Annotated in this window: 27 protein-coding genes and 2 pseudogenes; 20 read left to right on the top strand and 9 right to left on the bottom strand. The window is 54.8% G+C overall.

The annotated features are described in order from the left end of the window. Window positions 1-190 precede the first annotated feature (190 nt). The 6 genes from KT71_RS11715 to radC all read left to right on the top strand — a co-directional run bounded on the left by KT71_RS11715 (window position 191) and on the right by radC (window position 5613). Entirely contained in the window at window positions 191-820 is a 630-nt protein-coding gene (locus KT71_RS11715) for a DUF2857 domain-containing protein (protein WP_008295181.1), read from the top strand. 27 nt (window positions 821-847) lie between these two features. Further along, the gene (locus KT71_RS11710; RefSeq protein ID WP_023659673.1) at window positions 848-2071 is read left to right on the top strand and encodes a hypothetical protein; all 1224 of its coding nucleotides are present in this window, start codon (window positions 848-850) and stop codon (window positions 2069-2071) included. A gap of 90 nt (window positions 2072-2161) precedes the next feature. Further along, complete coding sequence (locus tag KT71_RS11705) at window positions 2162-2995, top strand: PFL_4669 family integrating conjugative element protein (RefSeq protein ID WP_008295183.1); 834 nt, start codon at window positions 2162-2164, stop codon at window positions 2993-2995. Window positions 2996-3392: 397 nt separating this feature from the next. Continuing rightward, entirely contained in the window at window positions 3393-4394 is a 1002-nt protein-coding gene (gene parM, locus KT71_RS11700; RefSeq protein WP_008295184.1) for a ParM/StbA family protein, read from the top strand. Window positions 4395-4602: 208 nt separating this feature from the next. Next, on the top strand, window positions 4603-4998 hold the full coding sequence (locus KT71_RS11695) for a DUF3577 domain-containing protein (RefSeq protein WP_008295185.1): 396 nt from the start codon (window positions 4603-4605) through the stop codon (window positions 4996-4998). 102 nt (window positions 4999-5100) lie between these two features. Then, entirely contained in the window at window positions 5101-5613 is a 513-nt protein-coding gene (gene radC, locus KT71_RS11690) for a RadC family protein (RefSeq protein ID WP_008295186.1), read from the top strand. A 215-nt stretch (window positions 5614-5828) separates the two neighbouring features. Here radC and KT71_RS21245 read toward each other — a convergent pair whose 3' ends face one another. Genes KT71_RS21245 through KT71_RS11680 form a run of 3 tightly spaced genes read right to left on the bottom strand, consistent with a single transcriptional unit; the run spans window position 5829 to window position 6746 of the window. Next, entirely contained in the window at window positions 5829-6041 is a 213-nt protein-coding gene (locus KT71_RS21245; RefSeq protein WP_023659671.1) for a GDCCVxC domain-containing (seleno)protein, read from the bottom strand. Further along, the gene (locus KT71_RS11685; protein WP_008295187.1) at window positions 6038-6361 is read right to left on the bottom strand and encodes a heavy-metal-associated domain-containing protein; all 324 of its coding nucleotides are present in this window, start codon (window positions 6359-6361) and stop codon (window positions 6038-6040) included. The genes KT71_RS21245 and KT71_RS11685 overlap by 4 nt, the downstream gene beginning before the upstream one ends. Before the next feature lie 13 nt (window positions 6362-6374). Beyond that, a complete protein-coding gene (locus tag KT71_RS11680; RefSeq protein WP_023659670.1) occupies window positions 6375-6746 on the bottom strand; it encodes a mercuric transporter MerT family protein in 372 nt (123 codons plus the stop codon). Between the two features lie 69 nt (window positions 6747-6815). Here KT71_RS11680 and KT71_RS20105 point away from each other — a divergent pair, with 69 nt between their 5' ends. Further along, window positions 6816-7226, top strand: a complete 411-nt coding sequence (locus KT71_RS20105; protein WP_008295189.1) for a MerR family transcriptional regulator — start codon at window positions 6816-6818, stop codon at window positions 7224-7226. 548 nt (window positions 7227-7774) lie between these two features. Here KT71_RS20105 and KT71_RS20100 read toward each other — a convergent pair. The 6 genes and pseudogenes from KT71_RS20100 to KT71_RS11650 form a co-directional block, all read right to left on the bottom strand. Next, window positions 7775-8486 (bottom strand): annotated as a pseudogene (locus KT71_RS20100) (IS91 family transposase); the annotation flags it as partial. An 83-nt stretch (window positions 8487-8569) separates the two neighbouring features. Beyond that, window positions 8570-8995: pseudogene (locus KT71_RS20895) on the bottom strand (tyrosine-type recombinase/integrase); the annotation flags it as partial. Between the two features lie 27 nt (window positions 8996-9022). Continuing rightward, a complete protein-coding gene (locus KT71_RS20890; RefSeq protein ID WP_023659666.1) occupies window positions 9023-9379 on the bottom strand; it encodes a phage integrase N-terminal SAM-like domain-containing protein in 357 nt (118 codons plus the stop codon). A 186-nt stretch (window positions 9380-9565) separates the two neighbouring features. Next, on the bottom strand, window positions 9566-10600 hold the full coding sequence (arsB, locus tag KT71_RS11660) for an ACR3 family arsenite efflux transporter (protein WP_202962450.1): 1035 nt from the start codon (window positions 10598-10600) through the stop codon (window positions 9566-9568). Window positions 10601-10620: 20 nt separating this feature from the next. Continuing rightward, on the bottom strand, window positions 10621-11031 hold the full coding sequence (locus KT71_RS11655) for an arsenate reductase ArsC (RefSeq protein ID WP_023659665.1): 411 nt from the start codon (window positions 11029-11031) through the stop codon (window positions 10621-10623). Next, on the bottom strand, window positions 11028-11495 hold the full coding sequence (locus KT71_RS11650; protein ID WP_023659664.1) for an ArsI/CadI family heavy metal resistance metalloenzyme: 468 nt from the start codon (window positions 11493-11495) through the stop codon (window positions 11028-11030). Before KT71_RS11650 ends, KT71_RS11655 begins: the two co-directional genes overlap by 4 nt. Window positions 11496-11571: 76 nt before the next feature. On the opposite strand from KT71_RS11650, the gene KT71_RS21360 reads away from it, so the two are divergent. From KT71_RS21360 to KT71_RS11570, 13 genes are all read left to right on the top strand, one after another. Beyond that, window positions 11572-11934 carry an ArsR/SmtB family transcription factor gene (locus KT71_RS21360; RefSeq protein ID WP_023659663.1) on the top strand — a complete coding sequence of 121 codons (363 nt, stop codon included), beginning with the start codon at window positions 11572-11574 and terminating at the stop codon, window positions 11932-11934. 66 nt (window positions 11935-12000) lie between these two features. Further along, on the top strand, window positions 12001-12375 hold the full coding sequence (locus KT71_RS11640) for a hypothetical protein (protein WP_023659662.1): 375 nt from the start codon (window positions 12001-12003) through the stop codon (window positions 12373-12375). A 211-nt stretch (window positions 12376-12586) separates the two neighbouring features. Continuing rightward, window positions 12587-13516, top strand: a complete 930-nt coding sequence (dmeF, locus tag KT71_RS11635) for a CDF family Co(II)/Ni(II) efflux transporter DmeF (protein ID WP_023659661.1) — start codon at window positions 12587-12589, stop codon at window positions 13514-13516. Between the two features lie 1007 nt (window positions 13517-14523). Then, entirely contained in the window at window positions 14524-15390 is an 867-nt protein-coding gene (locus KT71_RS11625; RefSeq protein WP_023659660.1) for a phage integrase N-terminal domain-containing protein, read from the top strand. A gap of 90 nt (window positions 15391-15480) precedes the next feature. Beyond that, window positions 15481-15939 (top strand): PFGI-1 class ICE element type IV pilus protein PilL2, encoded by a 459-nt coding sequence (pilL2, locus tag KT71_RS11620; protein WP_023659659.1) that lies wholly within the window; start codon window positions 15481-15483, stop codon window positions 15937-15939. A 219-nt stretch (window positions 15940-16158) separates the two neighbouring features. Continuing rightward, on the top strand, window positions 16159-16935 hold the full coding sequence (locus KT71_RS11615) for a TIGR03759 family integrating conjugative element protein (RefSeq protein ID WP_008295204.1): 777 nt from the start codon (window positions 16159-16161) through the stop codon (window positions 16933-16935). A 26-nt stretch (window positions 16936-16961) separates the two neighbouring features. After that, on the top strand, window positions 16962-17483 hold the full coding sequence (locus tag KT71_RS11610) for a lytic transglycosylase domain-containing protein (protein ID WP_238549490.1): 522 nt from the start codon (window positions 16962-16964) through the stop codon (window positions 17481-17483). 7 nt (window positions 17484-17490) lie between these two features. Then, window positions 17491-18024: an integrating conjugative element protein gene (locus tag KT71_RS11605; protein ID WP_008295206.1), complete on the top strand. Its 534-nt coding sequence runs from the start codon at window positions 17491-17493 to the stop codon at window positions 18022-18024. After that, window positions 18021-20147 carry a type IV conjugative transfer system coupling protein TraD gene (gene traD / locus KT71_RS11600; protein ID WP_008295207.1) on the top strand — a complete coding sequence of 709 codons (2127 nt, stop codon included), beginning with the start codon at window positions 18021-18023 and terminating at the stop codon, window positions 20145-20147. Before KT71_RS11605 ends, traD begins: the two co-directional genes overlap by 4 nt. Beyond that, window positions 20140-20874 (top strand): TIGR03747 family integrating conjugative element membrane protein, encoded by a 735-nt coding sequence (locus tag KT71_RS11595; protein ID WP_008295208.1) that lies wholly within the window; start codon window positions 20140-20142, stop codon window positions 20872-20874. The genes traD and KT71_RS11595 overlap by 8 nt, the downstream gene beginning before the upstream one ends. 1007 nt (window positions 20875-21881) lie before the next feature. Further along, window positions 21882-24302, top strand: coding sequence for a secreted protein (locus KT71_RS11585; RefSeq protein ID WP_008295209.1), 2421 nt, complete (start codon window positions 21882-21884; stop codon window positions 24300-24302). Between the two features lie 988 nt (window positions 24303-25290). Further along, on the top strand, window positions 25291-25617 hold the full coding sequence (locus KT71_RS11575) for an integrative conjugative element protein, RAQPRD family (protein ID WP_008295211.1): 327 nt from the start codon (window positions 25291-25293) through the stop codon (window positions 25615-25617). 9 nt (window positions 25618-25626) lie between these two features. After that, window positions 25627-25857: a TIGR03758 family integrating conjugative element protein gene (locus KT71_RS11570; RefSeq protein ID WP_008295212.1), complete on the top strand. Its 231-nt coding sequence runs from the start codon at window positions 25627-25629 to the stop codon at window positions 25855-25857. Window positions 25858-25880: the final 23 nt, after the last annotated feature.

Raw genomic sequence — 25880 nt, 5'->3', positions numbered from 1 at the left:
GGCAGCACGTGTTCAATGATGGTATTGCAGCGGGTGGTTCCCTCCGCCATTTTTTCAACGAGACGGTAGACCACGAAATATGGCGTGCGATGGATGACAAGGCATGGCGAGATTATGTCGCGTTGATGGATGCTTACCGGTCCACCCATGTACTTGCCGTAAATCTAAACGTCGCGCTTTGGAGCGAGCAATGAGCGGCGCGAAAGAGTCGGACCTGATCACGGCGGTGCTCCTGTACGCCGTCCGATGCCTAGCCGAAGGCGATCAGCAGTCGCTGCGTGAGATGGAAGTGGGTCCGCGGGAGATGGAGGCGCTTCGTGGCTTGGAGATGGCCGATCTCTATCGTCTGGGTGCCCTGAAGACACATTGCGTGGCGATCAGCATCGATCGTGATGTGTTTTGGCCATTAATAGCTAATCTTCAATCGGCACGCCATAGCGAGGAGGTGCAGCGCGACCTGATCCGGCGGGATGCGCCGCTTGAAATGATGCGTTCTCTTTTTGGAATGGGGTCTCGCGAGTACACGCGATTACGCAGCATTCTAGCGGTGCAGCCGGCGATTGGCCGTCCTCCAGAGCCTGATGAGGAGACCGCGCATAAACTCTGGCGGCTTATTGCCGCTGAGCAGGATGCGTGTGACGGTGAAGCGCTGACTGCGACCCAGTATTTGGGTATAAGCCAAGCAACGGGTGCCAGCATGCGTTGTGTCTGGCGCCACGCCCAGCGCTGGGAGGACTACATTCCCACATCCCGAGCGCGAAGCGCGGAGACGTCCCAGGCCGCAGTTCATCCCAAAACCCCGCGAGCCGCTGTTTCCTAACCGCACTCTCGAGTAAGGAGCACGCTCATGTCCGGGGACGACCTTGTACCCCGGCCGGAGACACTTGCGCTCACTACCTGGATACGCGCGGTACTTGATGACCGCACGAGTGAGTGCAGGCCTTCGGCCTCGGGTAACACGCTGTTTTTAGCATTCGGTCTACACACTATCCCCGCGTCGCTTGTGTGCGACGCAGTGCTGGATCCGGTTGATAAACTCGTCTGGCAGGTGATTTTTTTGGCCGGGGTCGAGGCGGGCGGTTGGGGCACATTTCCGTCTTACAAGGCGATCAATGCGTCTGCAAACGTGGGTTCCAGTGCCACCGTATCTCGGGCACTGGCGATGCTGCGTCTCACACGCTGGTTGACCTCTGTGACCCACGATCAAGGGCCGACAATGTCAGGGTCGCGCAGTGTGCAAGCACTCCACGATGCCCCTCTGTGCATCACCGATACGCTGTTTCTTGATCCCGGTTATGTCGACTATGTATCTAAGAGTCGTACCCATCATCATGCGCGAGTTCGAGCGCTTTCGGCTGAAATCTACGACGCCTTCGAAACCGGTCGTAATAGCCACAGTAGGTCCGTCATGCTGGAGGCGCGATCGGTACTCGCTGACTGGGATGCGGAGCGATCTGGCTCTTCAGGTTCGTTTTTTGATGCGACCGACTCACTTCGAAAATCAAAGTCCCGTAGTAGTAGTAGTAAACAACAAGGCTTTAAAACGGTTAAAAAAACAATAAAAAAAACTACTACAACCCGTGGGGAACAACCGAGTAGATCCTCCGAGCGGGAGGCTGTCGACCTTCAAAAATTGAGTCTGCCGTCTCGCCTGACAACCGCTCAGCACCCGACTGTCGCGCGATACCTCGCCACCGTGTTCGACCGTGATCGACAAGCGGTGCTTGACGAACTCGCCGGTCGGCTAAACACCGAAGGCAACGGGGCCGATCCGGTGTACGACGCATTGCGCTACCTGTACGGGCTATGCCAGCGGGCTCGCCAAGGTCATTTTGTCCCAAACCTGGGTGTGGTCATTCGCAAAGCCCGCGAGCAACGCCAATCGGCGTCGAATCCCGCGCCACTGCAACCGCCAACGCCCGAGCCGGCGGAACCGGTGGACCGTGAGGCCGGCCTGCGCACCCTGGCGGCGCTTCGCACGACGCTGGGCATGTCAGTTCGCGTGAATTCACCCTCTGATTCAAGAGCCCGATCGTTGACCCGTAGATCTCCATGTACGTTGTGGCGTTAACCACGACGAAGAGCGGACCGGTTTTCCGTTGGCGCTACGCACTCGTCGTGAGTTCATGGGACTCGAATTCTCACCCCAAGGACGCCGGCCATGGATCAAACGCTGCCCCCCTCGAATTTACTCGTTGAAACGACGGCCGCTCACGATGAGCAACTCGTGCCGGGCAAGCTGCGGGGGGAGGTGACACTCACGCTGCAAACGCAACAGGCGGCGCGTCTGGTGCGAGGTCGTGCTCACACGGCTGAGAAACCCGCGATTATCGGCTTGCTCAGTTTTGCAGCACTGTGCCGCACGATTGGACATGGGGCTTATGGCGACGACCCGTACGCCTACTGGTGGGAGCAAAAGATCGATAGCGCCCTCACGGACGCCCACGCGGTGATCGATGGCGAGGCGGGGCGTCTCGATGCGTTGATTGCCCCGGATTGTGGCCTCACCGTCGCACCGGCGTGCTCCGAAAAGCCCGCTCGCATTGCACTTAATTTTACAAACGCAGATGCCTATCGCGCTGCTTATCTCATTGCTTGCTACGACCAGTTGGTGTGTCGTGCACTAACGATGGCACATACCGGGCAAGTGCCCCGACAGGCCGCCGTGCAAGCAATCAATACGGGTGGACGTGCGGTACGTCGAGTCCTGCAAACTGCGATGGGTTATCGGTTTTTTGGGCTAGAACGAATCGACGTGCTCGAGCAAAACGAACGTGCAGTAGCGGCACGCGAAGCAATGGGCGAGTGTCCAGAGTCACTGCTTGAACGACTTGAATCAGAGCTCGTCATTGTCAAAAAAGCGGGGTCAGCAGCCGATTCGCATGAGACCGACCCATCAAGTGTTGCCCCTGAGCCTTCGATGGAGATCGAAACGGCTGAGGGCTGTTACATGCGTGATGTCGAGCAGGAGAGCGCATCCCATGTCAAGCCGTGAGCCCGGCGCCCGGTGGCAAGAAGACGGGGCGTCGTGTCAGTCTGACGCTCGATACAGCGATTTTACCGGAGCGCGTGATTGCTCGACGCTTGGAAACGCTATCACGTCAAAGCGGCACCGACTGGTTACGATCACTCCTCACACAAGGACTGCTAGTCGAAGGACGCTGGCATCAAGGGTCTTTAGCGCCGGTGTGCCACAACGGCAATGCCGCCCAAGAGCGACCACCGTCAGAGCCGATAGTCGCCCAACACCCTACAAGAAAGGCGACATCTGCGCCGTCACGCATGCCGGAAGCTCTCAACAACGACAGCAGCGCAAAGCCGTTCTCTCGACTGAGGGCAATTATCGGTTGATTGGGATGGAACTCGGTCGGCCGCACTAGGAGCAGGAGATAATGGATGCACTCGCCGTCGGTCTCGATGATGGATACGCCGTCACTAAAGTTGCGCTAGCAACAGGCCAGTTGTTCGCCGTTCCTTCTCGCGGCCGGATTGGCAGTGCCAAAATAACCGCCGTGAATCAAAACGATACTGGTATTGCGGAGTACATGTCAGGCGATGAACACATCGCGGTCGGCGTTGATGATTTTGATGCTACCGGTTTTGACGATTATCCCTTATCAGCAGTCAATCGGGCGATCGTGCAGCATGCACTCCTGGCCGCAGGTCTCAGTGGTCGGTCGATCCATGCGGTGTCAGGTTTGCCGGTTGCTCGCTTTTATCACTCCGATGGTCAGCGTCGTGATGCGCTGATCGCGAGTAAAACTAAGAGCTTATTAGCTCCGGTTCAGCCCCTTGATGGCCGTCCGCCAGTGAGTATCGCCTGTCATGACGTTATTCCCGAGGCCTTAGCCGCTTGGTATGACCATGTCATCATCGAAGACGGTACCGAGTGGGTTCGCTTGGACGAATCGGCCGTCGAGGCGCCTCTTGCCATTGTCGATATCGGAGGACGTACGACCGATTTTGTCGTCGTGGCAGATGAAAAACTGTGGCACCAAAGCTCGGGCTCGATCACTTGCGGCCTGCTTGATCTTCGCGGATCAGTTGCCGAGGCGATTTGCGCTGTTCATGACCTCGATTCATTGTCTGATGCCGGGGTCGATCAAGCGTTAACAGAAAACACGATCCGCTTGTTTGGCAAAGACCACGATGTCACCGCGATCGTATCAAAGGCCCGCCAACAAATAGTGCTTCGCATTGAACAGGAAACGCGGCGTCGCCTGGGTCGTGGTGCCGAACTGGAGCGTGTCCTGTTTGTAGGCGGCGGCAGTGTGGTACTGGCCGATGCAATCCGACACTGGTTTCCCAATCAGGCGATCGCGCCCCATCCGGCGTTCGCCAATGCCCGCGGCATGCTCAAATATCTGCGCTACGTCGGCCTCCCATCCGAATGAGTCAATTTATCCGTGGTCACTGCGGCTCAGTGACGATCACCGTAGCAACGGTCCGTGTAACTGCTACGGCGCGCACGCCTTTGGGTGTGCACGGCGGTCCATCGCAAGGCCCTTGGGGTTTTGCATCAAAAAGCACCCGGTCGGGAACGTGTTTCCCGCCCGGGAAAACACAACCTCCCGACCGATTTACTCTGATAGGAGATGTGTCATGACCAGCAATGAAGCAAAGTATTTTGATCTAATGACAACGGGCATCGGTTATTTGAGCCGCGTTCGTGAAATCACCCCCACGGACGGCAATCCGTTTCTGGGTATCACCATTGCCGCTTTACGTGGCAGTACCGATGATGCCCAGTACACCCACTTTGACTGCGTGGTTTCGGGGCAGCAAGCGAAGGACATTGTCCGTCAATTGCAGTCTGCGATCACCGAGGACCGAAAGGTGCTTGTGAGCTTTGTGCTCAGTGACCTCATTGGGCAGTCGTTTGTTTTTCAACACGGCGATAAAGCGGGGGAACCGGGTATCAACTTAAAAGCACGATTGCTCAAAATACACTGGGCAAAAGTCGACGGCGAATCTGTTTTTAGCAGGCAGGCCGCCTAACAGCAATATCGATCGGCGGGGTCTTAAAACCCCGTCGTTTTTACCCCTGAGGGATCCTTCCCTCGGGAACGATCTCTCACCTTTGTAGGATAGGAGATCTTTATGAAAACAGGCAAGCAGGCCCCAAAAGCCTCGTCGGATCGCTTTAGCGGTCTCAAGACCGGTGCACTCACGGAAGAGGAGAAAGCATCCGTTATCAATCTGGCGCTGTCAGTGCTGGCACTGCGACACCGTCGCGGTAGAGCCCTGAATAATCCACGCAACACGCAAGAGTACTTGCGGATCAAATTAGCCGATCGAAAGCATGAGGTATTTGGCACGCTGTTTTTGGACAGTCAGCACCGAGTGCTTCAGTACGCTGAGCTCTTCCAGGGAACGATAGACGGCGCTGCGGTGTATCCGCGAGTCGTTGTTCAGGAGGCATTAGGGCTCAATGCCGCGGCGGTCGTGCTCTTTCATAACCACCCTTCGGGGGTTGCCGAGCCCAGTACGGCAGACCGTAATATCACGAAGCGCTTACAGGATGCATTGGCGCTAATTGATGTACGGGTACTTGACCACCTGGTGGTCAGTGCGGGAGAAGCAACATCTTTTGCAGAACGCGGGCTCCTTTGAGCCCGTTTTTTTGTGCATGTGGGTATGGTCTGCGTACCTTGGTCTTGAACATACGCCAGAACACTGGGTCAAGATAGGCTCGATGATTTGCCGATAGGGTTTCTAGTGTGCACTGTAGTGGTCGCGACTTGATCTGGCAGATAGTGTCATATTCTTTAGAAAGCGGACGTTGACGAGTCATGATCTGAAAGACGGCCACAACCCGAAGGAGACGTTCAACAACAAGCATTGCCTTCCTGAATAGGTGGACACTTCACATCGCCGTAAGAGCAGAATACGCAACAATCACCCTGCAAGGGCCGAAGCAGCTCGCCGCAGCCCTTGCAGTTGTAGTAGAACTGGCAAGCGTCTGTTGGCATTTCTTCCTTCTCAGCGTGGGCACATTTCGGGCAGGTTACTGTGGAGAATGCTTCAAGCGCTTCACTCATGGTGCTTCCCCGCGAACCTGTGCCGGGAACCCCACTGCTGTAGACGCCTCAGCGATTGTTGCTGTTTCAGTAAGCGCCGGATCGAAGGTGGCCGTGACCGTTTTGGCCTCAAAGTTCACCTTAACGCTGTGCACCCCATCCACGCGAGACATTGCTTTTCTGACTGTGATCGGACACGCGGCGCAGGTCATGTTCTCAACCGTGAAGGTTTGAGAGACCAAGCTGCTTTCTTGGGGGGTACCCCACGAATATTGAGCCGCTAGAATCCAACTGACAGAAAGTGCGAGCACTGCGCTTAAGATCAAATTTCGTTTCATCATCGGGCTTTTCCTTTCAATAAAACAATGGTGCCCACCAATCAATGGTGAGTGCTGAGAGCACGAGTGCCGTTGCAATCCAGAGCGCGGCCTTGGTGACGCGTCCCGAGATCGGGTTGGTGCAATACGATCCATCTTCACAGGCGACTTTCTCTTTGAAGTACACCTGCCAAAAACCCGCACCTAAGAATGCGATGGTTATTAATGCAAAGTAGTTTTTGTAGGGATCAAGCGCACTGAGATTGCCAATCCAAGCGCCGCTTGCGCCTAAGGTTACCAGCACCAACGGCACAACGCAGCATGACGATGCCAGCACTGCGCCTACCACACCGGCAATGGCGGCAAACCTTCCGCTATTGGGCTGTGAGTGGATGGGTTGTTCGCTCAATTTACACCTTGTCAGCGTTATCGTTCTCGTTATGATAGATCCTGTAGTAACTTCAGGTACAAGAGAAAAATGCACTCTATCCCAAAGCAGCTATCCAGAGGCACCTTGGCGAAACGAAGCGGAGTTAATTCCGAGACCGTCCGCTATTACGAGAAAATTTCATTGCTACCTGAGCCGGTTCGCAGTGCAGGCGGTCATCGGGTCTATCGGGAAGACGACCTACAGCGCTTGTGCTTCATCCGGCGCTGCCGAGAGATGGGCTTTTCGCTAGAGGAAATTCGAGGATTGTTATCTCTCGTCGATCGTCAGCAAGTGTCTTGCAAGCGAGTGAAGAGCATTGCTGACGAACATCTGCGAGATATTCGGACAAAGATTTCTGATCTTAAAAAGATGGAGAAAACGCTACGTACACTCTCCGCTAGTTGTTCTGGTGAAGATGTACCGGAATGCCCGATCATAGAGTCTCTGCAGATTAATTAGGGTCTTAACAATGTTCGTTGTAGGCCGATTACGTCTGTCGCTGTTGTCTCCACGAACGTCGGCAATGTGCAGAGCTTCCGTTCGTGCCTATCCTCTCACAGGCAGAAAAGTGCCCATTGCTGTCGTAGCAAATGTTCGTTTTTACACCGACTCATCATGGAATTGACAGACAGCTCTCGTTAGGGGTTGGAAGCCTCGAGGGAAGAAACTGCGGAGCCGGTGCGCTGAGCTATGGGGATAGTAAAGAACTCCTCGGTCTGCAGATGCGCTGCGACGGCCGAATAGCAGTCGGCATGTAGATACAGCGCGGCGATAGTCGTCCGGGTTTTACCGATAACAACGGCTTGAAGGTCGGGACTGCCTATCGGATGTATGCCCGGACTGTACGAGACGCAAGGGATCGCCAGCGCACGACGTGGTGGGATTCGCACAAGGATCATCGGTGTCGATACGTCGCTGTTCATGGTTCATGCCTCGGCGGCGCCCGGGCCAGGTACTCCGGTGGAAGCGTTTCGACAATGACCATAGGCGCTCGACAGGCTCTGCACATATAGACGGATGCAATGAAAGCCGCTGGGCAGCACGTGGATGAGGAAGCGGCGGATGAACTCGCCGGTGGCCAGCGTCATGGCCTTATGCCGGGTTCGGCCCTTGGCACGATGGTCTTTCCACTTGAAGGTAACCTCGCGCTCATTGCAGGCGATGAGTCGGCTGCTGGCGATGGCCACGCGGTGCGTGTAGCACGACAGATAGGCCAGCACGACCTGGGGTCCGGCGAAGGGGCGTTTGGCATACACGACCCAGTCGATCTGGCGCAGGGGCTGGAGGAAGCGAGCGAAGGCGTCAGCCTCGGCAAGCGCTTGATGCCGACCGAAGAAGCGGAGCTTGCCGGTGTGATGGGCCTCGACGAGCCGTTCGAGGAAGCGACGCCGGAACAGTCGGGACAGGACCCGCACGGGTAAGAGGAAGCCGGGTCGGCACGCGACCCAGCGCTCACCATCCAGAGACACGCCGCTGCCGGGCACGATGCAGTGGATATGCGGATGATGGGTCAACGCCGACCCCCAACTGTGCAAGACCGCCGTGACACCGATGCGTGCGCCCAGATGCTTGGGGTCCGCCCCGCACCGCCGTGCGACAGTGCTCGATGGCCGACATCACCTTGAGCTGACCGAGACTAAGGTGCCCGGCCTGAGTCTGGCGCGACGCCATCCCGTGGTCGCGGAAGATGTCCGCAATCTCCAGGGCCACTCGGGACACGACGCTGCAATCAGCCGGGCAACTCGAACTGCAGATACTCCAGCGGGCCTTTGACCTAGCTTAAAAGCTGGGTAGCGACCTGGCTATAGCGCGGTATTCTCGAGCTTCTTGTGCCCAAGGAGGACCTGGATTACACGGATATCCTCGTGGCGGTCGAGCAGATGGGTGGCAAAGGCGTGATGCAATGAATGCAGTGACACTCACTTGCGGATGCCGGCGGCGTCGCAGCCCTGGTGAAAGATGCGGTTGAGCGATCGAGTCGTCAAGGGATTGACGGGGTTCTGTCCTGGAAATACCCAGCCGCTGGGCAGTAGCTGATGTTTGGCGCGCCCTTCACGCCACCAGGGACGCAACAGCTCCAGCAGTACGGGCGAGAGGATCGCGTAGCGATCCCGCTGCCCTTTACCCTGCTCGACGCGCAGGACCATCCGCTGACTGTCGATGTCCGCGGTGGTGAGGTAGCATACTTCACTGGCACGCAGCCCGGCACCGTAGGCCACGCCCAGGGCCGCCCGGTACTTGAGGCAGCCGGCGCTTTACAGCAAGTGGGCGACTTCATCGACATTCAGCACCTCCGGTATTTTGCGGGGCTGGTATACGTGGCTCATATTCTTCATGGCCTCGGCGCGGTCGAGTGTCACGTCGAAGAAGAACCGCAGGCCGGTGATGGTGGCGTTCGCCGTGACACTGGACGTGCCATCCTCGACCATGTGTAGCTGGAAACGCCGCAGATCCTCTGCGGAGGCGGTATCGGGCGAGCGGCCGACGAACCGGGTTAACTTCTCCACCGCTCGCAGGTAAGCGGTCTGTGTCTTGGGGCTGAGTTTGCGCAGCGTCATTTCGTCGATCATGCGCTGGCGCAGCGGGCTGATAGCATGTGCTGTTGTAGTCATCGGGATGCTCCCGAGGTTGAGCGAGGCGGATTGCCTCATTACGCAACATAGGAAACCGTGGAGAAGCTGCCGGCTCTCACCACACTCTGATCGGAGAACCCCTACCGCGGTAGCGGTTTAGTCCTTCGACCCATAGCGGGCCCGGATGCGAAAGTAATCAAATGCAGCCAAGATGTAGCATCTCAGCTACAACTGTGGATCTGGCGTCGGAAAGTGGCCCCGTGTCCTATTGGCAATGGCGACCAAGGACAACATCACTGGAACCTCGACAAGCACACCAACAACAGTGGCTAGCGCAGCGCCAGAATTCAGCCCGAAAAGGCTGATAGCAACAGCGACGGCTAACTCAAAGAAATTCGACGTACCGATGAGTGCCGCAGGTGCGGCGGTAGCAAAGGGAACTCGCCAAAGGTACGCCCAGCCGTACGCGATAATGAAAATCCCGTAACTTTGGATGATGAGCGGAATGGCGATGAGCGCAATCACCAGGGGTTTGTCCAAGATTGTCTGTGCCTGAAAACCAAACAGCAACACAACCGTCGCCAGCAGGCCCATAACCGAGACGGGCTTAAGACGCGCGGTGAAACGAGCAATGCGCTCCTCCTGTCCCGAACCATCCAAGATGCGGCGCGTGATATACCCCGCAGCCAATGGGATAACCACATAGAGAACAACAGATAGCAACAGCGTTTCCCACGGAACGACCACATCAGTGACACCCAACAGCAAAGCGGCGATAGGAGCGAAAGCAAACACCATAATGATGTCATTGATCGACACTTGTACCAGAGTGTAATTGGCATCACCTCTGACCAGTTGGCTCCACACGAACACCATGGCCGTACAGGGCGCGACGCCCAAAAGAATCATCCCGGCGATGTACTCCGACGCCGTAGCGGGATCAACTAGCCCGGCAAAGAGATACTCGAAAAAGAGAACACCCAGCCCAGCCATCGTGAACGGCTTGATCAACCAATTCACCACGAGTGTGATGCACAGCCCCTTTGGCTTCTTTCCTACATCCTTCAACGAAGAAAAATCGACATTGACCATCATCGGGTAAATCATCACCCAGATGAACACAGCGACCACGAGATTCACATTGGCATATTCCAGCCCTGCGATGGCCTGGAACAGGCCGGGCGCGACAGCACCGAGAGTGACTCCTGAAGCGATGCAGAGTGCGACCCAGACGGTCAGATAACGTTCAAATAGCCCCATGGGCGACTTGGACTCGGTTGTCATAGCAGCTCAGCCTCTACGCGTTGTTTTAGCCGTTGGAATGCTTCTTCGAACGCTCGCTCGATGTCCTCTTCAGAGCCCGTGACCTTTGCGGGGTCTGGCGTGCTCCAGTGCAGGCGTTTGCATTTACCAAAGAAGGCGGGGCAGGTCTCGCTAGCCGCCTCGTCGCACACCGTGATCACCAGATCAAAAGATTGATCGGCGAATTCATCCCAGGACTTACTTAGCGGCCTATCAACGGTAATGCCGTGTTTTTTAAGGATGTCCAAGGACTTCGGGTGTACCTGACCTGTCGGAAAACTTCCGGCGCTCACGGCTCGATAACGCTCTTTCCCCAGGTGATTAATGATGGCCTCTGCCAAGATTGAACGGCAAGAGTTGCCTGTGCAAAGTACAAGAATATCTTTCATTCCGTATTTCCAGCTTGATCTTGTGCCTCGGTCGAGTCGTTTGTCTGCTTCACAGGCTCACAACACGAGGCGGGCTCAGGCTTCTGATCATGACTGTGGAAGTACGCTGCTTCGCCCATGGTTTGATAAGCTTCCCATGCAACCCCTGCCGGGTCTTGGATCCAGGACTTATCGGATTGCGCATAACAACACACCGTTTCACCTTCATCAAAAAGTGTGAGGTCTGCTGCCTTAAGCCGGTCTCGCATAGCGTTCAGCTCTTGCGAACTGTCCACCTGGATACCAAGGTGCTCAACACCGCGTGCAGCGCCGGTGGAGATCGCGAAATTCACGCATGGGTCATCCAGCATCCACTTTGCGTAGTCTGTTTTTAGCTTGGCGGGCTGTGCGCCAAACAACGCACTGTAAAAGGCGATGGCTTGACCCAGATGATCAACCCCGATGTGTATGTGCATGCGTTTCATAACGGTTCCTTTGTACATGTGCCTTACTATCAAAAACTTTATTGCACGCGGTAGAGTGCTGGTATAACAATGCGGTATGGAAACCACATCTGTTGTTACCGCGCTCGGTGCGCTCGCACACGAAACTCGCCTACAGGCCTTTCGATTACTCATCGAGGTGGGTCCGGAAGGCCTACCCGCTACCGAGATTGCTAATCGACTCGGTGTTCAGAAAAGCCTGATGTCGACGCATCTCAATACCCTATCGCGTGCTGGCCTCACCTCAGTTGTAAGAAATGGCCGACAAATCATTCACACGATTGATCTCTCACAGACACGCGATTTGTTGTCCTTTCTGGTCAAAGACTGCTGCAATGGCGATACAGAACGCTGCGCGAGCCTATTGGATCAAATACTGCCCATCTACGACTGCGAATCTGACTGTTCAATTGTTCAATAACTATTGAACAATAGCAAGTCCCGGTTTAAAGTTCCTCCACATCTCTCACGTGCTGGAGGCCACACCATGAAAACTTTCTCAAAAATCACTGTGTTCGCAGCGTTGCTATGCAGCGCCTGGACTAACAGCTCGTTGGCCGACGTTGGAAGCGGGTTGTTTGTGCTCGAAGGCTCAGGCGGCAGAGGTTGGGAAATCAATTGTGATCTGGATCGTGAAGATAAGGAGCCAATGTCCAAACTACTCTTGGGACGAGGGAAAGTAGCGACGATGGCGCTCACAAAAGTTGTTGGAGGAACGTGTAGCTTCAAGACTGGCCCTCGTGAGCCTTTGAAGATCACATTTTCCGACTCGAACTTTCCTGAAAAGTGTCCCTTCGAAGGCGCTGCTGGCAAGTGCTCACGCACAATTAACCCGAACGAGACAGGCACGTTTAGGTTTTGAATGATCGGGATTTAGATGCCGTAAAGTCCGCTCCTGGCCGAGGCCGTGTGAGAACTGGCTTCGAGTCTGCCAGCATGAAGACGGGTTACCCACTGGAGACATTCGGGGAAGTAAAAATCGTCGGATGTCTTGCTCGTTGACGTCAATTCGATAACTGCTTAAGTTGCAGAGAGTAGATGTAGATATATCGAACGCTCAGACGAGACCCGCTATGCACACACATCAAATGGAAGAGTGGACACATGCTCATGTGTTTGGCCAAGACCAACAGCGTGCAGGCGAGAGGCGAACGCTTCTAGTTGTCGCACTTACAGCAGTCATGATGGTTGTCGAAATAGCGACCGGATTGATTTCTGGATCAATGGCTCTGTTAGCCGACGGTCTTCACATGGCGTCACACACCGTCGCTTTAGGCATTTCCGTCTTTGCTTACGTAATTTCTCGACGCTTAGCATCTGATCGACGCTTCGCTTTTGGCGTAGGGAAGATCAATAGTCTCGCCGGATTTGCCAGTGCCATTTTGTTACTGGGCTTTGCGCTAACCATGGCGATTGAGAGCACAGATCGACTGATTAATCCTGTCGCTATAACCTTTGACCAGGCGATTGTAGTCGCAGCAGTTGGGCTTGTTGTGAATGGCATTAGCGCTTGGGTATTGATGTCTACACCCCATGAACACGGCCACTCTCATGGCCATCATCATGACGAAGAACATGATCACAATCTACGTGGCGCATATCTACATGTGCTCGCAGACGCTCTGACCTCGATATTGGCGATAGTGGCCTTGCTGGCGGGCAAGTACATGGGCGCATCTTGGCTTGACCCAGTGATGGGGATCGTGGGAGCAGCCTTAGTCACCCGTTGGTCTTACGGCCTCATCCGTGAAGCCGGTAAGGTCTTGCTCGATAACCAAGCTGACAAGCACCAACTGGATGATCTGCGAGCAGCTATAGAAGGGGATACTTCAGATCGTGTTACTGACCTGCATGTGTGGTGTATAGGCCATGGGATATTTGCCGCCGAGATAGCTGTCGTGAGCGATGACCCTAAATCGCCGGGACACTATAAGTCGTTGGTCCCAGCAAGCCTCAATATTGTGCATGCAATTGTTGAAATACATCGATTTACAGACCACTGAGCAGGAGATGGATAGGACCGCAGCTGGCCAAAAGCGGCGATCGCTGGGTGCGACTACAAATGTCCGCTAGAGGGAAAGCTCGACCCAGCCCGACTACGTCTGTCAGGTCACGTCTGAACTATTACAGTTAGCTCAGTGCTGCAAAGTCGATTAGCTCAAGTGTCAGAAGGGAGCTGGCCTGCGCATGTACCGCGGGACCGTTTTCTGTGATCGCAAAGTAGCCGCCGAAACTCGCGACTGTGCGCTCATTACACTGTAATGAGCGCACAGTCACAGCGATCGGAGCCTCGAATGCAAGCACGTTACCGCGTCGGAAGAGGTCTATGCTTCGGCCCGTGCCAAGCATGCCCTGGCGCTGGCCGTGCCCGCCAGTACGCTGCCCGTGTCACTAGCCAGCGAAGCGGTGTAGTGACACGGGCGGCATCGCCAGTAACCGCGCGGTGTGCGGTCGCTATTTCGTAATGACGGGCGAGTGATCCGTTCGTAGACTACAAAAACTATCCGTGGCCACTGCGGCTCAGTGGCAAAGGGATCGTCCTCCCTCGACCTTGTGTCGAAACGGACATGCGCTTACGGACCAGAAGCAGCGCGCCGGTCGCAAGACCGTTGGTCCTTCTTTAATCCATCGAACTTAGGGTCTCCATCAGAACGGGCATTCGCCCCTATTTTTATCCCAGTACCTATCGGATTCCGCAACGGAATCAGTGGGTGTCCATTCATCTAGACGAAAGAGTCTTTCGTCCTATTTAAAGGAGGTTATGCGTTAACGCACGTTCCTATTTTTAATTCAGCACATCAACAAGGAGGTGATGCTATGTAAGAAAGGCCCACTAGGGCTCGTTGTATGGCATCGGACCGATTCCCAAAAGGGGATCGCCGGTGTTGCCTGCGATCAGGCATTTTCAGGTTTTACGGGAGTTGTGTCCCGAGACCCAAGCCGGGGTTCCGGACTTGGTCGGCTGCGGCCTCCAGGTGGTCAGAAACACTTACCAGAGTATTCATACACGATGAAAAACCTGAACTACCAACTCAAACAGCTTTGCCAGAATAATCGGGACGGGAGCTACTCGACGCAACACAATAGAGAGCGGATTCTGACCCTCGCCGCGGATCAACTTCATGCCCTGGGGTATCGCGGATTAGACGCTCGATCGCTTAAACCCAAGCACGTCGAAGCGCTCGTCAAACATTGGCAGGTCGGCGATATCTCGATCGGGACGCAAAAAAACCGAATGTCGGCGTTGCGCTGGTGGGCGCAAAAGGTAGACCGGCAGAATGTCATTGCTCGTAGCAATGACTTTTATGGCATTCCCGAACGTAGCTTCGTGACTAACGTCTCCAAAGCCAAAGATCTTAATAGCGAAGCACTGGGCCGCATAAAGGATGATTACGTTCGGCTGAGTCTGATGCTCCAGCAAGCGTTCGGACTTCGGCGCGAGGAGGCGATCAAGATTCAGCCTCACTACGCCGATCGCGGCGACCACCTGCTGCTTAAAGACAGCTGGACCAAGGGTGGCAAGGCGCGGTCGATTCCCATCCGTACGGACAGCCAGCGGAAAATACTCAATCGAGCAAGTCGACTAGCGGGCGGAGGTTCACTGATTCCGCCAGCAAGAAACTACGTGCAGCAGCTGCGTGTTTATGAGCGACACACAAGCAATGCGGGTCTGTCGAAGCTTCATGGACTGCGACACGCCTATGCCCAGAATCGCTATGTGGAGCTGACCGGTTGGCAGTGTCCCGCGACGGGCGGCCCTGTCCTCAAGACGCTTACGCATGAACAGAAGATTAGCGATCGCCAGGTACGGTTGACCATTAGTAAAGAGCTCGGGCACGAGCGCGAGCAGATCACAACGGTGTATTTAGGGCGCTGAAACGCGCGCAGGCGCGGTAGGGGTTTTTGGTTTCATGGCAAGTCAGCCCGAAGCACACTTGATTTAACGCCGCTAAAAAATCTACTACGCATGACGCATCGAACTGTACGTTTTCATCGCGCTGTCGCTATAGCGATCTGCGCCGGCGGTTTACTCTGCGGATCGGTTGCCGGTTTAGCGAAAGAGATGACCATTGCGCGGTACTCGACGCTCACATCGGTACCCACAAAAGAACAGTTGGATGTCCTCGCCGCGCCAGTGACCCAAGTATTGCCCATTACGGTCACCCGCATCGGTGAGGCTATTGCCGCACTGCTCGAGCCGAGCGGTTATCGACTCGCACCAGCTCTGGCTGCTCCAGTCGAGCGCAACACACTGTTGGCGCTCCGTTTGCCGGAGGTGCATCGCGATCTTGAAGGGATACCACTCCGATCGGCCCTTAAGACGCTCGCGGGACCCGCGTTCATGCTGGTTGAGGATCCGGTATACCGGCTTGTGTCGTTCGAGCGGTGCGACAATCAGGAAGAGGGCTTCTCATCGAAGCGCTAGTTGTTGTCGCCATCGTGATAGGGGCGATGGCAGCTACCGACAATGAAACCGACTCGACGGACAGCGGCCAGCCGGATCACGAGGTTTTGCAGCGTACTGTTAGATCGTCTTGCATTCGATTACTTCCGAGCGCTAACAGATCTATCTATCGGGATCTAACCGTTCCGTACGAGCAATCTACAAATACCACGCCGGCGTCGATAACGCCTGTCGGTTTTGATGATTAACGCACGCAATGCGGGTTTGATCGTCGCGCTGCTTCTCGGCGCGGGAATCAGCGAGGGGTCTGATCCTAGCCAGACCGCGGCGGTACGCACCGGAACGCATGACAGCGGAGTGCTACGGACTCCGCTAACGGAACAAGAGCGCACTCGCGCAGCCTACTGGCGTTTGTCCGAGAGCGAATGGCGCCGTTATCGATCGTTGATGGACGGTATTCGCGGCAACATCAGTCCTTCGTCGCTGTCACCCATAGAGGCGTTGGGTATCCACGCCCGCGATGACGCCGAGCGCCAGCGCTATGCAGAGCAATGGGCGACTCTGATGAGAGAGGATGCAAAGCGCGTTCTCGCCTTTCAGCAGGCCTATGACACGGCCGGTCAGCGACTATTCCCAGCTGAGACATTGATCGACTACGACCGTTTGCCAGATCCCACTGCAAAACGTGACGCGCTATGGTCGCACGACCGGTTGCTGCTTTTTTTGCGATTGGACTGCAGGGCCTGCGAAGCGGTGCTCGCTCGAGCGCTGGCAAGGATTGATCAGGTCGCCGGTGTCGATGTTTTTCTCATCGGTATCGCGGCGGACGATGACGCGGCCATCCGTGCATGGGCGTCGGATCGCGGCATTCGACCGGATTGGGTCAATGCGCAGCGTGTCACCCTCAATTTTGGTGACAGTGTGCTGGAGCGCATCGCGCCGCACGGTGCCGAAATCCCTCTGATCGTGAGGCGCCGGGGTGACACGCTGACGCTGCTTGATCGAGGATCACTGTGATACGTCGCGGGCTGAGCGCGATTGTGATGATCGCGCTGTCAGCCAGCCATACTCACATCGCGATCGCAGCGCCTTACGGCAGTGTCCCCGGGATCTACATGCAGGTTGCGAGTGCTTACGGCATTCCCACGACGATGCTGTACGCGGTGGCGCTGGCCGAGAGCGGAAAACACGTGAAGCGCTTGAACGCCACGCAGCCGTGGCCCTGGACGTTGAACATTGAAGGGGAGGGCCAGTACTTCCCTAATCGCCACGCAGCGGTTGAAGCGGGTCATCAGGCGCTCAGCACCGGTATTCGTTCTGTGGATATGGGGCTGATGCAAGTGAACTGGGGATACCACAAGGCCGCATTGCGATCTGTCGAGTCGGCGATAGACCCCCTCTACAATCTTCAAGTGGGCGCGAGAATACTGGCCGATTGCTATCGAGCACGCCGAGACTGGTGGGCTGCAGTCGGGTGCTACCACGCGCCCACTAACGCCGAACGTGCAGCGCGCTACAGCGGACGCGTCCGCCAGATCTGGCTACAAGTCCGGAAGGTGAATTAGCCACGGAATGAATTCATTAAGTGTCTCTCAATGGTTCTTTGTAGGGTTCGGACTGTGGTCAGTTGCGGCGATCGCCGAGCTGAGCGTTATCTATGACAGCGGCGGAACCCAGCCGCTGGCGCCTTATTTTTTGGCTTTTGAAGACGAAAGGGTGTCGGCACCGATCGCTACCTCTCCGAACGTGCCGCTGGGTGCGGCGGATCTCTCGCAGCTGCTACCCATACGCACACCCGAGTTAACCCCCGGTGTCGTTATTAAGCGAACCTTTACACTCGCCGATGGCGTCTCTTTGCCACGACCGTTTTTTCTGATTGGAGCGGATCCGCAGTCAATGGAGTGGTTCATAGAGCACCGGGATCGGTTGGCACAAATCCACGCCGTCGGCATGTTGGTGAACGTGGAGACGGTCGCAGATCTTGACGCTATTGCAACAATCGCCGAGGGTTTGCCGATTCTGCCCGCATCGGGGACGGACATCGCACGGTCACTGGCGCTAAAGCACATCCCCGTACTGATTTCCCGGCGCGGCATTGAGCAGTGAGCGAGCATCCCGTCGAGGCGCTGCTGCGCCCGCCCGTGGAGCTTTGGTCCGCCGTGGCGGCCAGCGCGACGGGCGCCATCGCCATTCTTGCCCCCTGGGGCCTGATGATGCCGCCGGGCCTTGCGTATGCCGCGGCCGCCGTGCTGTTTTCGCTCGCCCTGGTTCGTGCTCGTCAGGCCCTGCGTGTCCTGCGCTACCAACGAAACATGCGGCGCCTGCCGCGGTACCAGCTGCGCGCCGAGCGAATTCCCCTCAGTCGTCATAAGTTGTTTTTGGGTAAAGGCTTTCGCTGGACCCAGCGGCATACACAGCGCTTGCGCGACACCCTCCGGCCTGACGTGCAGCGTTATGTGCAGCCCAGTCCCTTGTACCACTGGGCCCGCCGAAAAGAGGTGGCTTGGGAGTCGACCCCGGGTCTCAAGCAGGCCGCGCACTTGCTCCGCCACAGTGCGTGGTGGAATCCGCTAAAACCGCTTCCCTCTGTTGGCGGCACACCGGCGCTACATGCGGTAGAACCTGATGAAGAAGATGTCTGGATGAATCTAGGTGAACGCGTCGGTCATACCCTCGTACTCGGAACCACTCGCGTTGGTAAGACCCGGCTCGCGGAGATACTGATCACCCAAGACATCCGTCGTGGTGATGTGGTGATCGTCTTCGACCCCAAGGGCGATGCCGATTTACTGCGCCGTATCTATGCAGAGGCAAAGCGTGCAGGCCGCGATAGTGAATTCTATCTGTTTCATCTTGGTTTCCCGGAAATGTCCGCACGCTACAACGCGATCGGCAATTTTTCGCGCATCACCGAGGTGGCGACGCGCATTGCGAATCAACTGCCCAGCGAAGGCAACTCGGCGGCGTTTAAAGAGTTTGCCTGGCGCTTCGTTAACATCGTTGCTCGAGCACTGGTGGCGTTGAGGCGTCGACCCGATTATCAGCATATTCGCCGTTACATCAATGATATCGAGCCGCTGTTTATCGAATATGCCCAGGCGTACCTTCTGCGTGAAGGCGCGCCGGATTGGGCGAGCGATGTTGAGGAGATCGCCGGCAACATCAGTGAGCGCAACCTGTCTACGGCCCTGAGGGGACGTGATCGTAAGGCGATTGCCCTGATGCGCTATCTGCAGGCGCAGGATCTTTATGATCCCGTGATGGATGGTCTCTTGTCGGCGTTTAAGTATGACAAGACCTATTTCGATAAAATCGTCAGCTCGGTGGGTCCTCTCATGGAAAAGCTGACCACCGGCAAGATTGCCGAGTTGATCTCACCCGATTACTTAAGCGATAACGATAACCGTCCGATCTTTGAATGGTTAGACGTTATCCGCCGCGGTGGGATCGTTTACGTCGGATTGGATGCCCTCACGGATACCACAGTGGCCAGCGCTGTCGGCAACTCCATGTTTGCGGATTTAGTCTCGGTGGCAGGGCACATCTACAAACATGGAGTCACCGATCCGAACGCAGAGCCAGGGGTGCAGCCCCAGGCCAGTCTCCCGACCATCTCGATGCATGCCGATGAGTTTAATGAGTTGATCGGTGATGAGTTCGTGCCGCTGCTCAACAAGGCCGGTGGCGCGGGCTTTCAGGTCACGGCCTATACCCAGACCTGGTCTGATGTCGAAGCAAAGATTGGCAACCGGGCAAAGGCCGGGCAGGTGGCTGGCAACTTCAACACAATGATCATGCTGCGCGTAAAAGAGCTCGCGACGGCCGAAATGCTGACCGATCAATTGTCGCGGGTGGAGGTCTTAACGCTCATGAGCGTGTCCGGTGTCAGTGACTCGTCTGATCCCTTGTCGGGCGTCGATTTTCAATCGCGTAATGAGGATCGTATCAGCGTCTCCGAGGTGCCGATGCTGACGCCTGCTGAGCTCGTGCGGCTCCCGAAAGGGCAGGCTTTTGCTCTACTCGAGGGCGGCTGTCTATGGAAGGTGCGTATGCCCCTGCCCGATGATCGCGGAGATCCCGCCATGCCAGATAGTCTGGCCTCCATCGCTGCGGCCATGGAGCGAACGTACATCACCAACGACCACTGGTATCGAGTGAATGACACGTGGTGGCATGAGTCGGCTGATACGGCTGTGCGCACGTCATCAGAGAACGCGGACGATGTCTGAGAGTAGGACGGACAATCGGTCACAGGACTTTCGCCAGGGCCTGATTGGCCGTCTACTTACCACGCTGGCACAGGGATTTAAGTGGCTCGTTCTGTCCTTGGTTTTTTCGATTCTGATTGAGTGGTTGGGGATGGTGTTCTGGTGGCCCGATGAAGGACTCAACCACAGCCGCGATATGCTCGCCGCCGAAATTGACTTTTTAAAGACAGATTTCCGCCAGAGTCTCATCAGTGAGGACCCCGCACGGTTTACCAAGACGCTGGCTGGCTACGCCTACCACGGGCTGTTCGAAGCGACTCGGATTGTTGATTTCGTTGATTGGGCGGGCATGACACCGAGAGCCGGGCAATCCGGGCTCCGCTCTAGGTTGCATGACGCGTTTGAGCCAGTGGCCAAGTATGTGCTCGCGGCAATGCAAGTTACCCAAGTCTTCTCAGTGCGGCTGGCAGTGTTGTTGCTCGCGATGCCGGTGTTTGTGATGTTCAGTCTGGTAGCTATCGTCGATGGTCTCGTCAAGCGTGATCTGCGCCGGTGGGGTGGCGGGCGCGAAAGCTCCTTTGTGTATCACTGGGCCAAGCGCACTGCGTTACCATTTTTGGTGCTCAGCTGGGTGATTTACCTTTCGTTGCCATTCAGTGTGCATCCGAGTTTAGTCGTTTTGCCGTTTGCGACCCTTTTTGCGCTAGGTGTTGCAGTTACGGTAAGTAGTTTTAAGAAATACCTGTAGCGCGCAGTTGGCTCTTTACCGTGTAGGTACGGCAATGCAGACGCTACCTAGCACGAGAAAAATCCTGATGTGTACCTAGAGTGTCTAAGACCGATTAGAAGGAACAACTAGAAATAAACGGTGAGGTAAGCAGATGGCAGCGGGCACGCTTTTCGTTGTAGCACCTGGGCTTTCACGCGTTCATAGAGCAGACTTGGGCCATTCTCTTTTGCGTGCATGTGCAGCACGCGCAGAGATGTGTGTCCGCGCCGAGCGCCTTTCGTGTGACTGTGAAAGCGCTTCCGTACTTTTACCTACTGCGGTGCGCGGAGCTCCCTCCTGCATAACGGTTTGTGTTTGGGCTGAATAGCTTTTTTAAAACCCTGAGGGCCCCGTAAGGTAGAACCGCCAATTCAGGGTCTTGTAACAATCGCATCCCAAAAAAGTAGTGTTCAGTCTTCCTGTGAGTCAAGGAGTACCACAGAAGAGATACAGTGATTCCCTGACGGTCGTGCGGTGATATTGATCACTTCGTCCGCTTGTAGCGTCTCTTACAAGAATGGGCTTCGCTCTAAGCGTGACGACTGTGACTTGATCGCCTGAGCGCATTCGCTCGTCAGCGAGCGCGTATTCATCGTCCATCGTGAGTGTAATCGTCTCGTTGCTTGTGTCGCGCGCTGTCACGTCCAGCATCGCGCTTGCGCTGTCCGTGCTTGCATTCACACTTGAGGTCTCTTCTAGGCGCTGGTTAGTAGACATGAGGATTTTGCGATCGACAATCCTTCCTGCTTGAGTTCACCTTCCAACAAGCAACCACTACCGCCTCCCGATACTACCCGACCATAGCCCGTCAATTGAAAGGGCTCTCCCAACTGAGGGGCGTGATTACTTATAGCAAAAGTAAGTGTAGCTAGCTAAACGATATAAAAAATCGTTATTTGGATTTTTACGTCAGCGAGCGAAGCTCAGTTTGTGTGTATTAATCTTTCATACGACTAGATACGTTCTTTGCGGAAAAGGAAATTGATATGCTGTTCAAATACGATGGTACGGGCAAGCGCTGGCTGATCGCGACAGTGTTTGCCGTTTTGCAGCTTCCTATCGCCACATCCGTCGCAGCCATTGAAAGCGACGAGCTTGCGTTTTCAATTCTGATAGACAAAGAACCGACTTCGGAAATCTACGACTTTGTGGATCAAGAGCAACTTAGTGCAGATCAAACGCCTTTAGGCGTTGTGGTTGTTAATACCGAGGTAATAGGTATTAGGTTGGGAATGGTACCAACGGTTGAAGACGACGATAGCGCCGGTAAGTTTATGCCGGCAACCGGTGCGCTAAGCCTGTTTGGAGATCAATTTACATTAATCTTCGGTGAGCCCATCATTGCTAAAACCACTTTCGATCCGAATTTTGACTTACGTAACTATCCCGCAATGCTCGAGGGTCGTGATGGCTACGCCAACTTTACTTTTAACACCGACCTCACAAGATTTGTCGCGACGATCGCGACAGACGACGGAGCTTACAAACTGATATCGGAAGAGAAAAGTGGTTCTTTCATGGAGGCCGCGGTTTTTTGGTCGCCAAGCACTAAGGATGGTCGTAGTGCGAACGTTCTTCATGCAGACAAAGAAATATCTACGAATTACACCGCAGCACAACTTGAGGCGGAGAATGCGCGCTATAACCTTATTTCCCACCTGTCCCCAAACAAGCATCGCTTTTTCCGAACCGGACAAAGCGTTTTCTTTCGTCTCGTTGGTGGAGATTTAGGGTTGTGGGACCTATCTGCAATTGAGGGTGCCTCTAGCGACGACATCTCACGTTACCTGGTGGAGCTAAGTGCGATCTCTGGTGCCGATGGTGATGAGTTGTTCAGCCATATCAACGTGCGTGGCTCTCAGGCTGAAGGTTACACTGTATATTTCAGCCAAGTTTTCCGAGGGGTGCCTATTCGCGCGCAAAATTTAATCCAGGTCGACGCTGTCACTGGGAAGGTCCGGGCGGTAATGGCTTCTATTTACCCCGTTAAATTCTTGGAAAATCTTGGCGGTGGTGTGATGCTGGATGAAACAGAAGCGAAAGCTCTTGCAGGACAGGCACTAGAGGACACTCTCGAAAGCCATGAGTTAGAAAAATTTGCGCTAGAGGACGTTCGTCCCGATATGTGGTTGGTGCAGGATGGGAAAGACTCACTCGTCATGGAGTTTTCATATCGAATGCCTACGGGTGGAACCATTCTGATTCGTAGTGATGGCGTTGTGACCTTTCGTGAGGATAAAAAGTTTGCAGTTGCAAATACTCTATTCAGAGACACCTGTCGGTTTGTGTCCAGTAGAACCCCAGAACTTTGCCCATCTGCTCAATCACCTCACGTTTACAGGGAAAACGCACCTAACACTAGACAGTGCCTAGGTGGATCTAACTGCAATGCGACGCATCGTTTGGTATTTGATGTCCTACGTGAGGCAATTGTTGAGTGGGCCGTTGGCAACGGCAGCAATTGCTGTGCGTCAGCGGGCGGCGGTGATAACCGAATTGGCGCTGTAATTGATACAGATCCTAACGTTTTTGGACCGTCTTACTCGAGTGACAATTCGGTTATCTACTTACCAGGCAACACATCATCTGATGAAGAAGTGATTGGGCATGAGTTCGGGCATGCTGCGGTTAGTGGAATTAACCAGCCTTTTTTTGTGACAAATGGGGGTGTTGGATTTGATATGCAAGAGGGTTTTGCAGACGCTCTTGCCGGTTTGATGTCATTACGGCGTGGATATGATTCTTCCTCACATGTTCTATTCAATCGCACCGCTACGGTTACCAATATCGATATGACTGTTCCTAGGAGGTTCTACGAAGCGTATGGGAATGCGAGCAGAGCGAGACAGGTGGTTGGAAATTTTTTTTATCGACTGAGTCAGCAGCCTGGAGTGAGCAGGAATCAGCAAAGCGAAGTAATATTTCGAGCTATTGCGTTCCTTTCTCCTACCGGGGGCCAGCTCGGAAGTAGCAGCTTTGATACAGATGATTTTATCGCTGCGGTCGAAGACGCTTCCTCGCACAACTCTAGTCTGGAGTCTGCGGTCGACACAGTCGTAAATCAGATGGATACCGACCCAATCAGTACGTTCAACATCATATTTAGGAATGCGACATGTTTGGGCGGTATAGGTAGCGTGGAATTAGGCGTGGGCTTCGCGTCGGGGGCGCCATTGTACTACCTCACCGCTAGCAACTCTAACGTATCAGGATTGAGTGATGATCCGTTTGATTGGTACAGCACAACAGTTAATCCGAATCAGTATTATCTATTTAATCGGCTACAAACCACGTACTACCGAGGTTTGGCATGTCGTGTTATTGGTCCCAATCCATTTGGGCCTGGTAACGCTTACGCTTGTAACTTTTCCGGTTCGACTGGGACGCGGATCAATAGCTGTATTTGATATAGCGACCAGCCCTAGGATCGATAACTAACCGTCCATAATTTTTGGGCGTTTTACTTGTAGGATAGGCTATCGGAGAGCTCAGGAAGCGACTTTATAAACAGCGCAGTCTTGCGTCTGCCACACGTTTCCTAGCTTAACCTGATCTTCGCAGATGAGCATAGAGAACACCGCGGGTTGCTCAGCTTATGCGGTTTTTTCGCCATAGTATTCAACAGAATCTGGTGTCTCATAACCCGGCTAGACAAGAAGGTGCGGCGACTGGCGTGTCAAACACTATTGCTGGGTCGAATGCCTCTGTGTTTATCGCAGTGCATCAGATGATTGTTTAAAGCAAAAATACTGCGAGAACTTGGAGCACGGCACTTGCAACAATGGAGGGTGGCTAAGTGAATTACAGCTCGCTAACACTGCTAGTGTCCTAAACATTCAGCGGTTCATTCCTAACTCGGTAGCCAACTACCTGAGCCTGTTGTGGGACCTGCTTTCGCCTTCGTATCGCTCGCGCTGGTACGTGGGTGGGCTAGTTTGTCGGTAAGCGTCCAGCAAACCCATCTTGTACCATCCGGGGACACCGGCTGAAGCGCGTTGATACTTGTGCTTGATAGCGCGGTCACTAATGATAATGTCCTCTATCTGAGTTGGATCATAATTAGAGGTGTTCTTATCGTACGTCTGCTTTGGAACAAATCTGACGCTGCTTATACGCTCAAGCTAACACACGTATCGACTGCGGAAATAACGTCGCGATCAATGCCCGAGCGTGTTGAAACCTAGCTTATGCGAGTTATTCTGTTGGGGTATCGCCTGAAGCGGCTCTAGCTTCCGGGCTGCGCGTGATCTCTCCAGCACTGAGAGCGTCAGGCGCGTTATCACAATAGTCTTTTGCCCATCTGTGCCACACAATTCGTGATGGTAGGGAAACCACGCCTTCACCTGACGTAGTTTCTCGTAGCGACAACCGACTGTTAGCTCGAACATAGCGGCCATGCAGACCCAAGGCCCATCTTTAAATCATCCCTCGCTTTACACGACCGTTATTGCGATTGTCACGTTCTTCTACATGGCGGGTGCCTCCGCTAACTCCGACGCCGAGCGCGAGGTCCTCGCACGTTTGGTTCATGAAATTGCGATTCTCGAGCCACTTGTTAGTGAAGCTGAGTCTCAAGCAAACTCTGACACGTGTATTCGTTTTCGCTACGCGTGGCTAAGGGAAGATCTCAAAAAAATACGTTCCGGCATTCAGGATCATATCGATGCGCCGCGCAACGAGCCGCGGATCGGTCCGCCATTGCGGGGTGACTACCGTCAGTGATGAACGTCGATGAGTCCCGCACAGATAGCGGCGTTTCAGGCCGGTTCCGGTGTTATACCCGCGGTACTGCTGACAAGCATCGCGAGCATTACGCTCGTAGTGGCGCTTGTATGGGTCATGTGGGTAACCCTCGGCAGTTTTCGTGCGTGGCACGACGGTCAAATCCCCCTGTTCGACCTCATCTGGGCTGCACTGCGAGCCAGCATTGTCCTGATGGTGTTGGGTTTCTATTTGCGGTGAACGGCTTGCCATAGCCGAGGTTA

Origin of the sequence: Congregibacter litoralis KT71, from assembly GCF_000153125.2 — a bacterium.
Lineage (GTDB): Bacteria > Pseudomonadota > Gammaproteobacteria > Pseudomonadales > Halieaceae > Congregibacter > Congregibacter litoralis.
This window is presented reverse-complemented; position numbering and strand designations above follow the sequence as displayed.

Excerpts from the sequence above, each read along its gene's own strand:
- KT71_RS11715 (WP_008295181.1), top strand. The coding sequence starts at position 191 with ATGAGCGGCGCGAAAGAGTCGGACCTGATCACGGCGGTGCTCCTGTAC.
- KT71_RS11710 (WP_023659673.1), top strand. The coding sequence starts at position 848 with ATGTCCGGGGACGACCTTGTACCCCGGCCGGAGACACTTGCGCTCACT.
- KT71_RS11705 (WP_008295183.1), top strand. The coding sequence starts at position 2,162 with ATGGATCAAACGCTGCCCCCCTCGAATTTACTCGTTGAAACGACGGCC.
- parM (WP_008295184.1), top strand. The coding sequence starts at position 3,393 with ATGGATGCACTCGCCGTCGGTCTCGATGATGGATACGCCGTCACTAAA.
- KT71_RS11695 (WP_008295185.1), top strand. The coding sequence starts at position 4,603 with ATGACCAGCAATGAAGCAAAGTATTTTGATCTAATGACAACGGGCATC.
- radC (WP_008295186.1), top strand. The coding sequence starts at position 5,101 with ATGAAAACAGGCAAGCAGGCCCCAAAAGCCTCGTCGGATCGCTTTAGC.
- KT71_RS21245 (WP_023659671.1), bottom strand. The coding sequence starts at position 6,041 with ATGAGTGAAGCGCTTGAAGCATTCTCCACAGTAACCTGCCCGAAATGT.
- KT71_RS11685 (WP_008295187.1), bottom strand. The coding sequence starts at position 6,361 with ATGATGAAACGAAATTTGATCTTAAGCGCAGTGCTCGCACTTTCTGTC.
- KT71_RS20105 (WP_008295189.1), top strand. The coding sequence starts at position 6,816 with ATGCACTCTATCCCAAAGCAGCTATCCAGAGGCACCTTGGCGAAACGA.
- KT71_RS20890 (WP_023659666.1), bottom strand. The coding sequence starts at position 9,379 with ATGACTACAACAGCACATGCTATCAGCCCGCTGCGCCAGCGCATGATC.
- arsB (WP_202962450.1), bottom strand. The coding sequence starts at position 10,600 with ATGGGGCTATTTGAACGTTATCTGACCGTCTGGGTCGCACTCTGCATC.
- KT71_RS11655 (WP_023659665.1), bottom strand. The coding sequence starts at position 11,031 with ATGAAAGATATTCTTGTACTTTGCACAGGCAACTCTTGCCGTTCAATC.
- KT71_RS11650 (WP_023659664.1), bottom strand. The coding sequence starts at position 11,495 with ATGAAACGCATGCACATACACATCGGGGTTGATCATCTGGGTCAAGCC.
- KT71_RS21360 (WP_023659663.1), top strand. The coding sequence starts at position 11,572 with ATGGAAACCACATCTGTTGTTACCGCGCTCGGTGCGCTCGCACACGAA.
- KT71_RS11640 (WP_023659662.1), top strand. The coding sequence starts at position 12,001 with ATGAAAACTTTCTCAAAAATCACTGTGTTCGCAGCGTTGCTATGCAGC.
- dmeF (WP_023659661.1), top strand. The coding sequence starts at position 12,587 with ATGCACACACATCAAATGGAAGAGTGGACACATGCTCATGTGTTTGGC.
- KT71_RS11625 (WP_023659660.1), top strand. The coding sequence starts at position 14,524 with ATGAAAAACCTGAACTACCAACTCAAACAGCTTTGCCAGAATAATCGG.
- pilL2 (WP_023659659.1), top strand. The coding sequence starts at position 15,481 with ATGACGCATCGAACTGTACGTTTTCATCGCGCTGTCGCTATAGCGATC.
- KT71_RS11615 (WP_008295204.1), top strand. The coding sequence starts at position 16,159 with ATGATTAACGCACGCAATGCGGGTTTGATCGTCGCGCTGCTTCTCGGC.
- KT71_RS11610 (WP_238549490.1), top strand. The coding sequence starts at position 16,962 with ATGATCGCGCTGTCAGCCAGCCATACTCACATCGCGATCGCAGCGCCT.
- KT71_RS11605 (WP_008295206.1), top strand. The coding sequence starts at position 17,491 with ATGAATTCATTAAGTGTCTCTCAATGGTTCTTTGTAGGGTTCGGACTG.
- KT71_RS11595 (WP_008295208.1), top strand. The coding sequence starts at position 20,140 with ATGTCTGAGAGTAGGACGGACAATCGGTCACAGGACTTTCGCCAGGGC.
- KT71_RS11585 (WP_008295209.1), top strand. The coding sequence starts at position 21,882 with ATGCTGTTCAAATACGATGGTACGGGCAAGCGCTGGCTGATCGCGACA.
- KT71_RS11575 (WP_008295211.1), top strand. The coding sequence starts at position 25,291 with ATGCAGACCCAAGGCCCATCTTTAAATCATCCCTCGCTTTACACGACC.
- KT71_RS11570 (WP_008295212.1), top strand. The coding sequence starts at position 25,627 with ATGAGTCCCGCACAGATAGCGGCGTTTCAGGCCGGTTCCGGTGTTATA.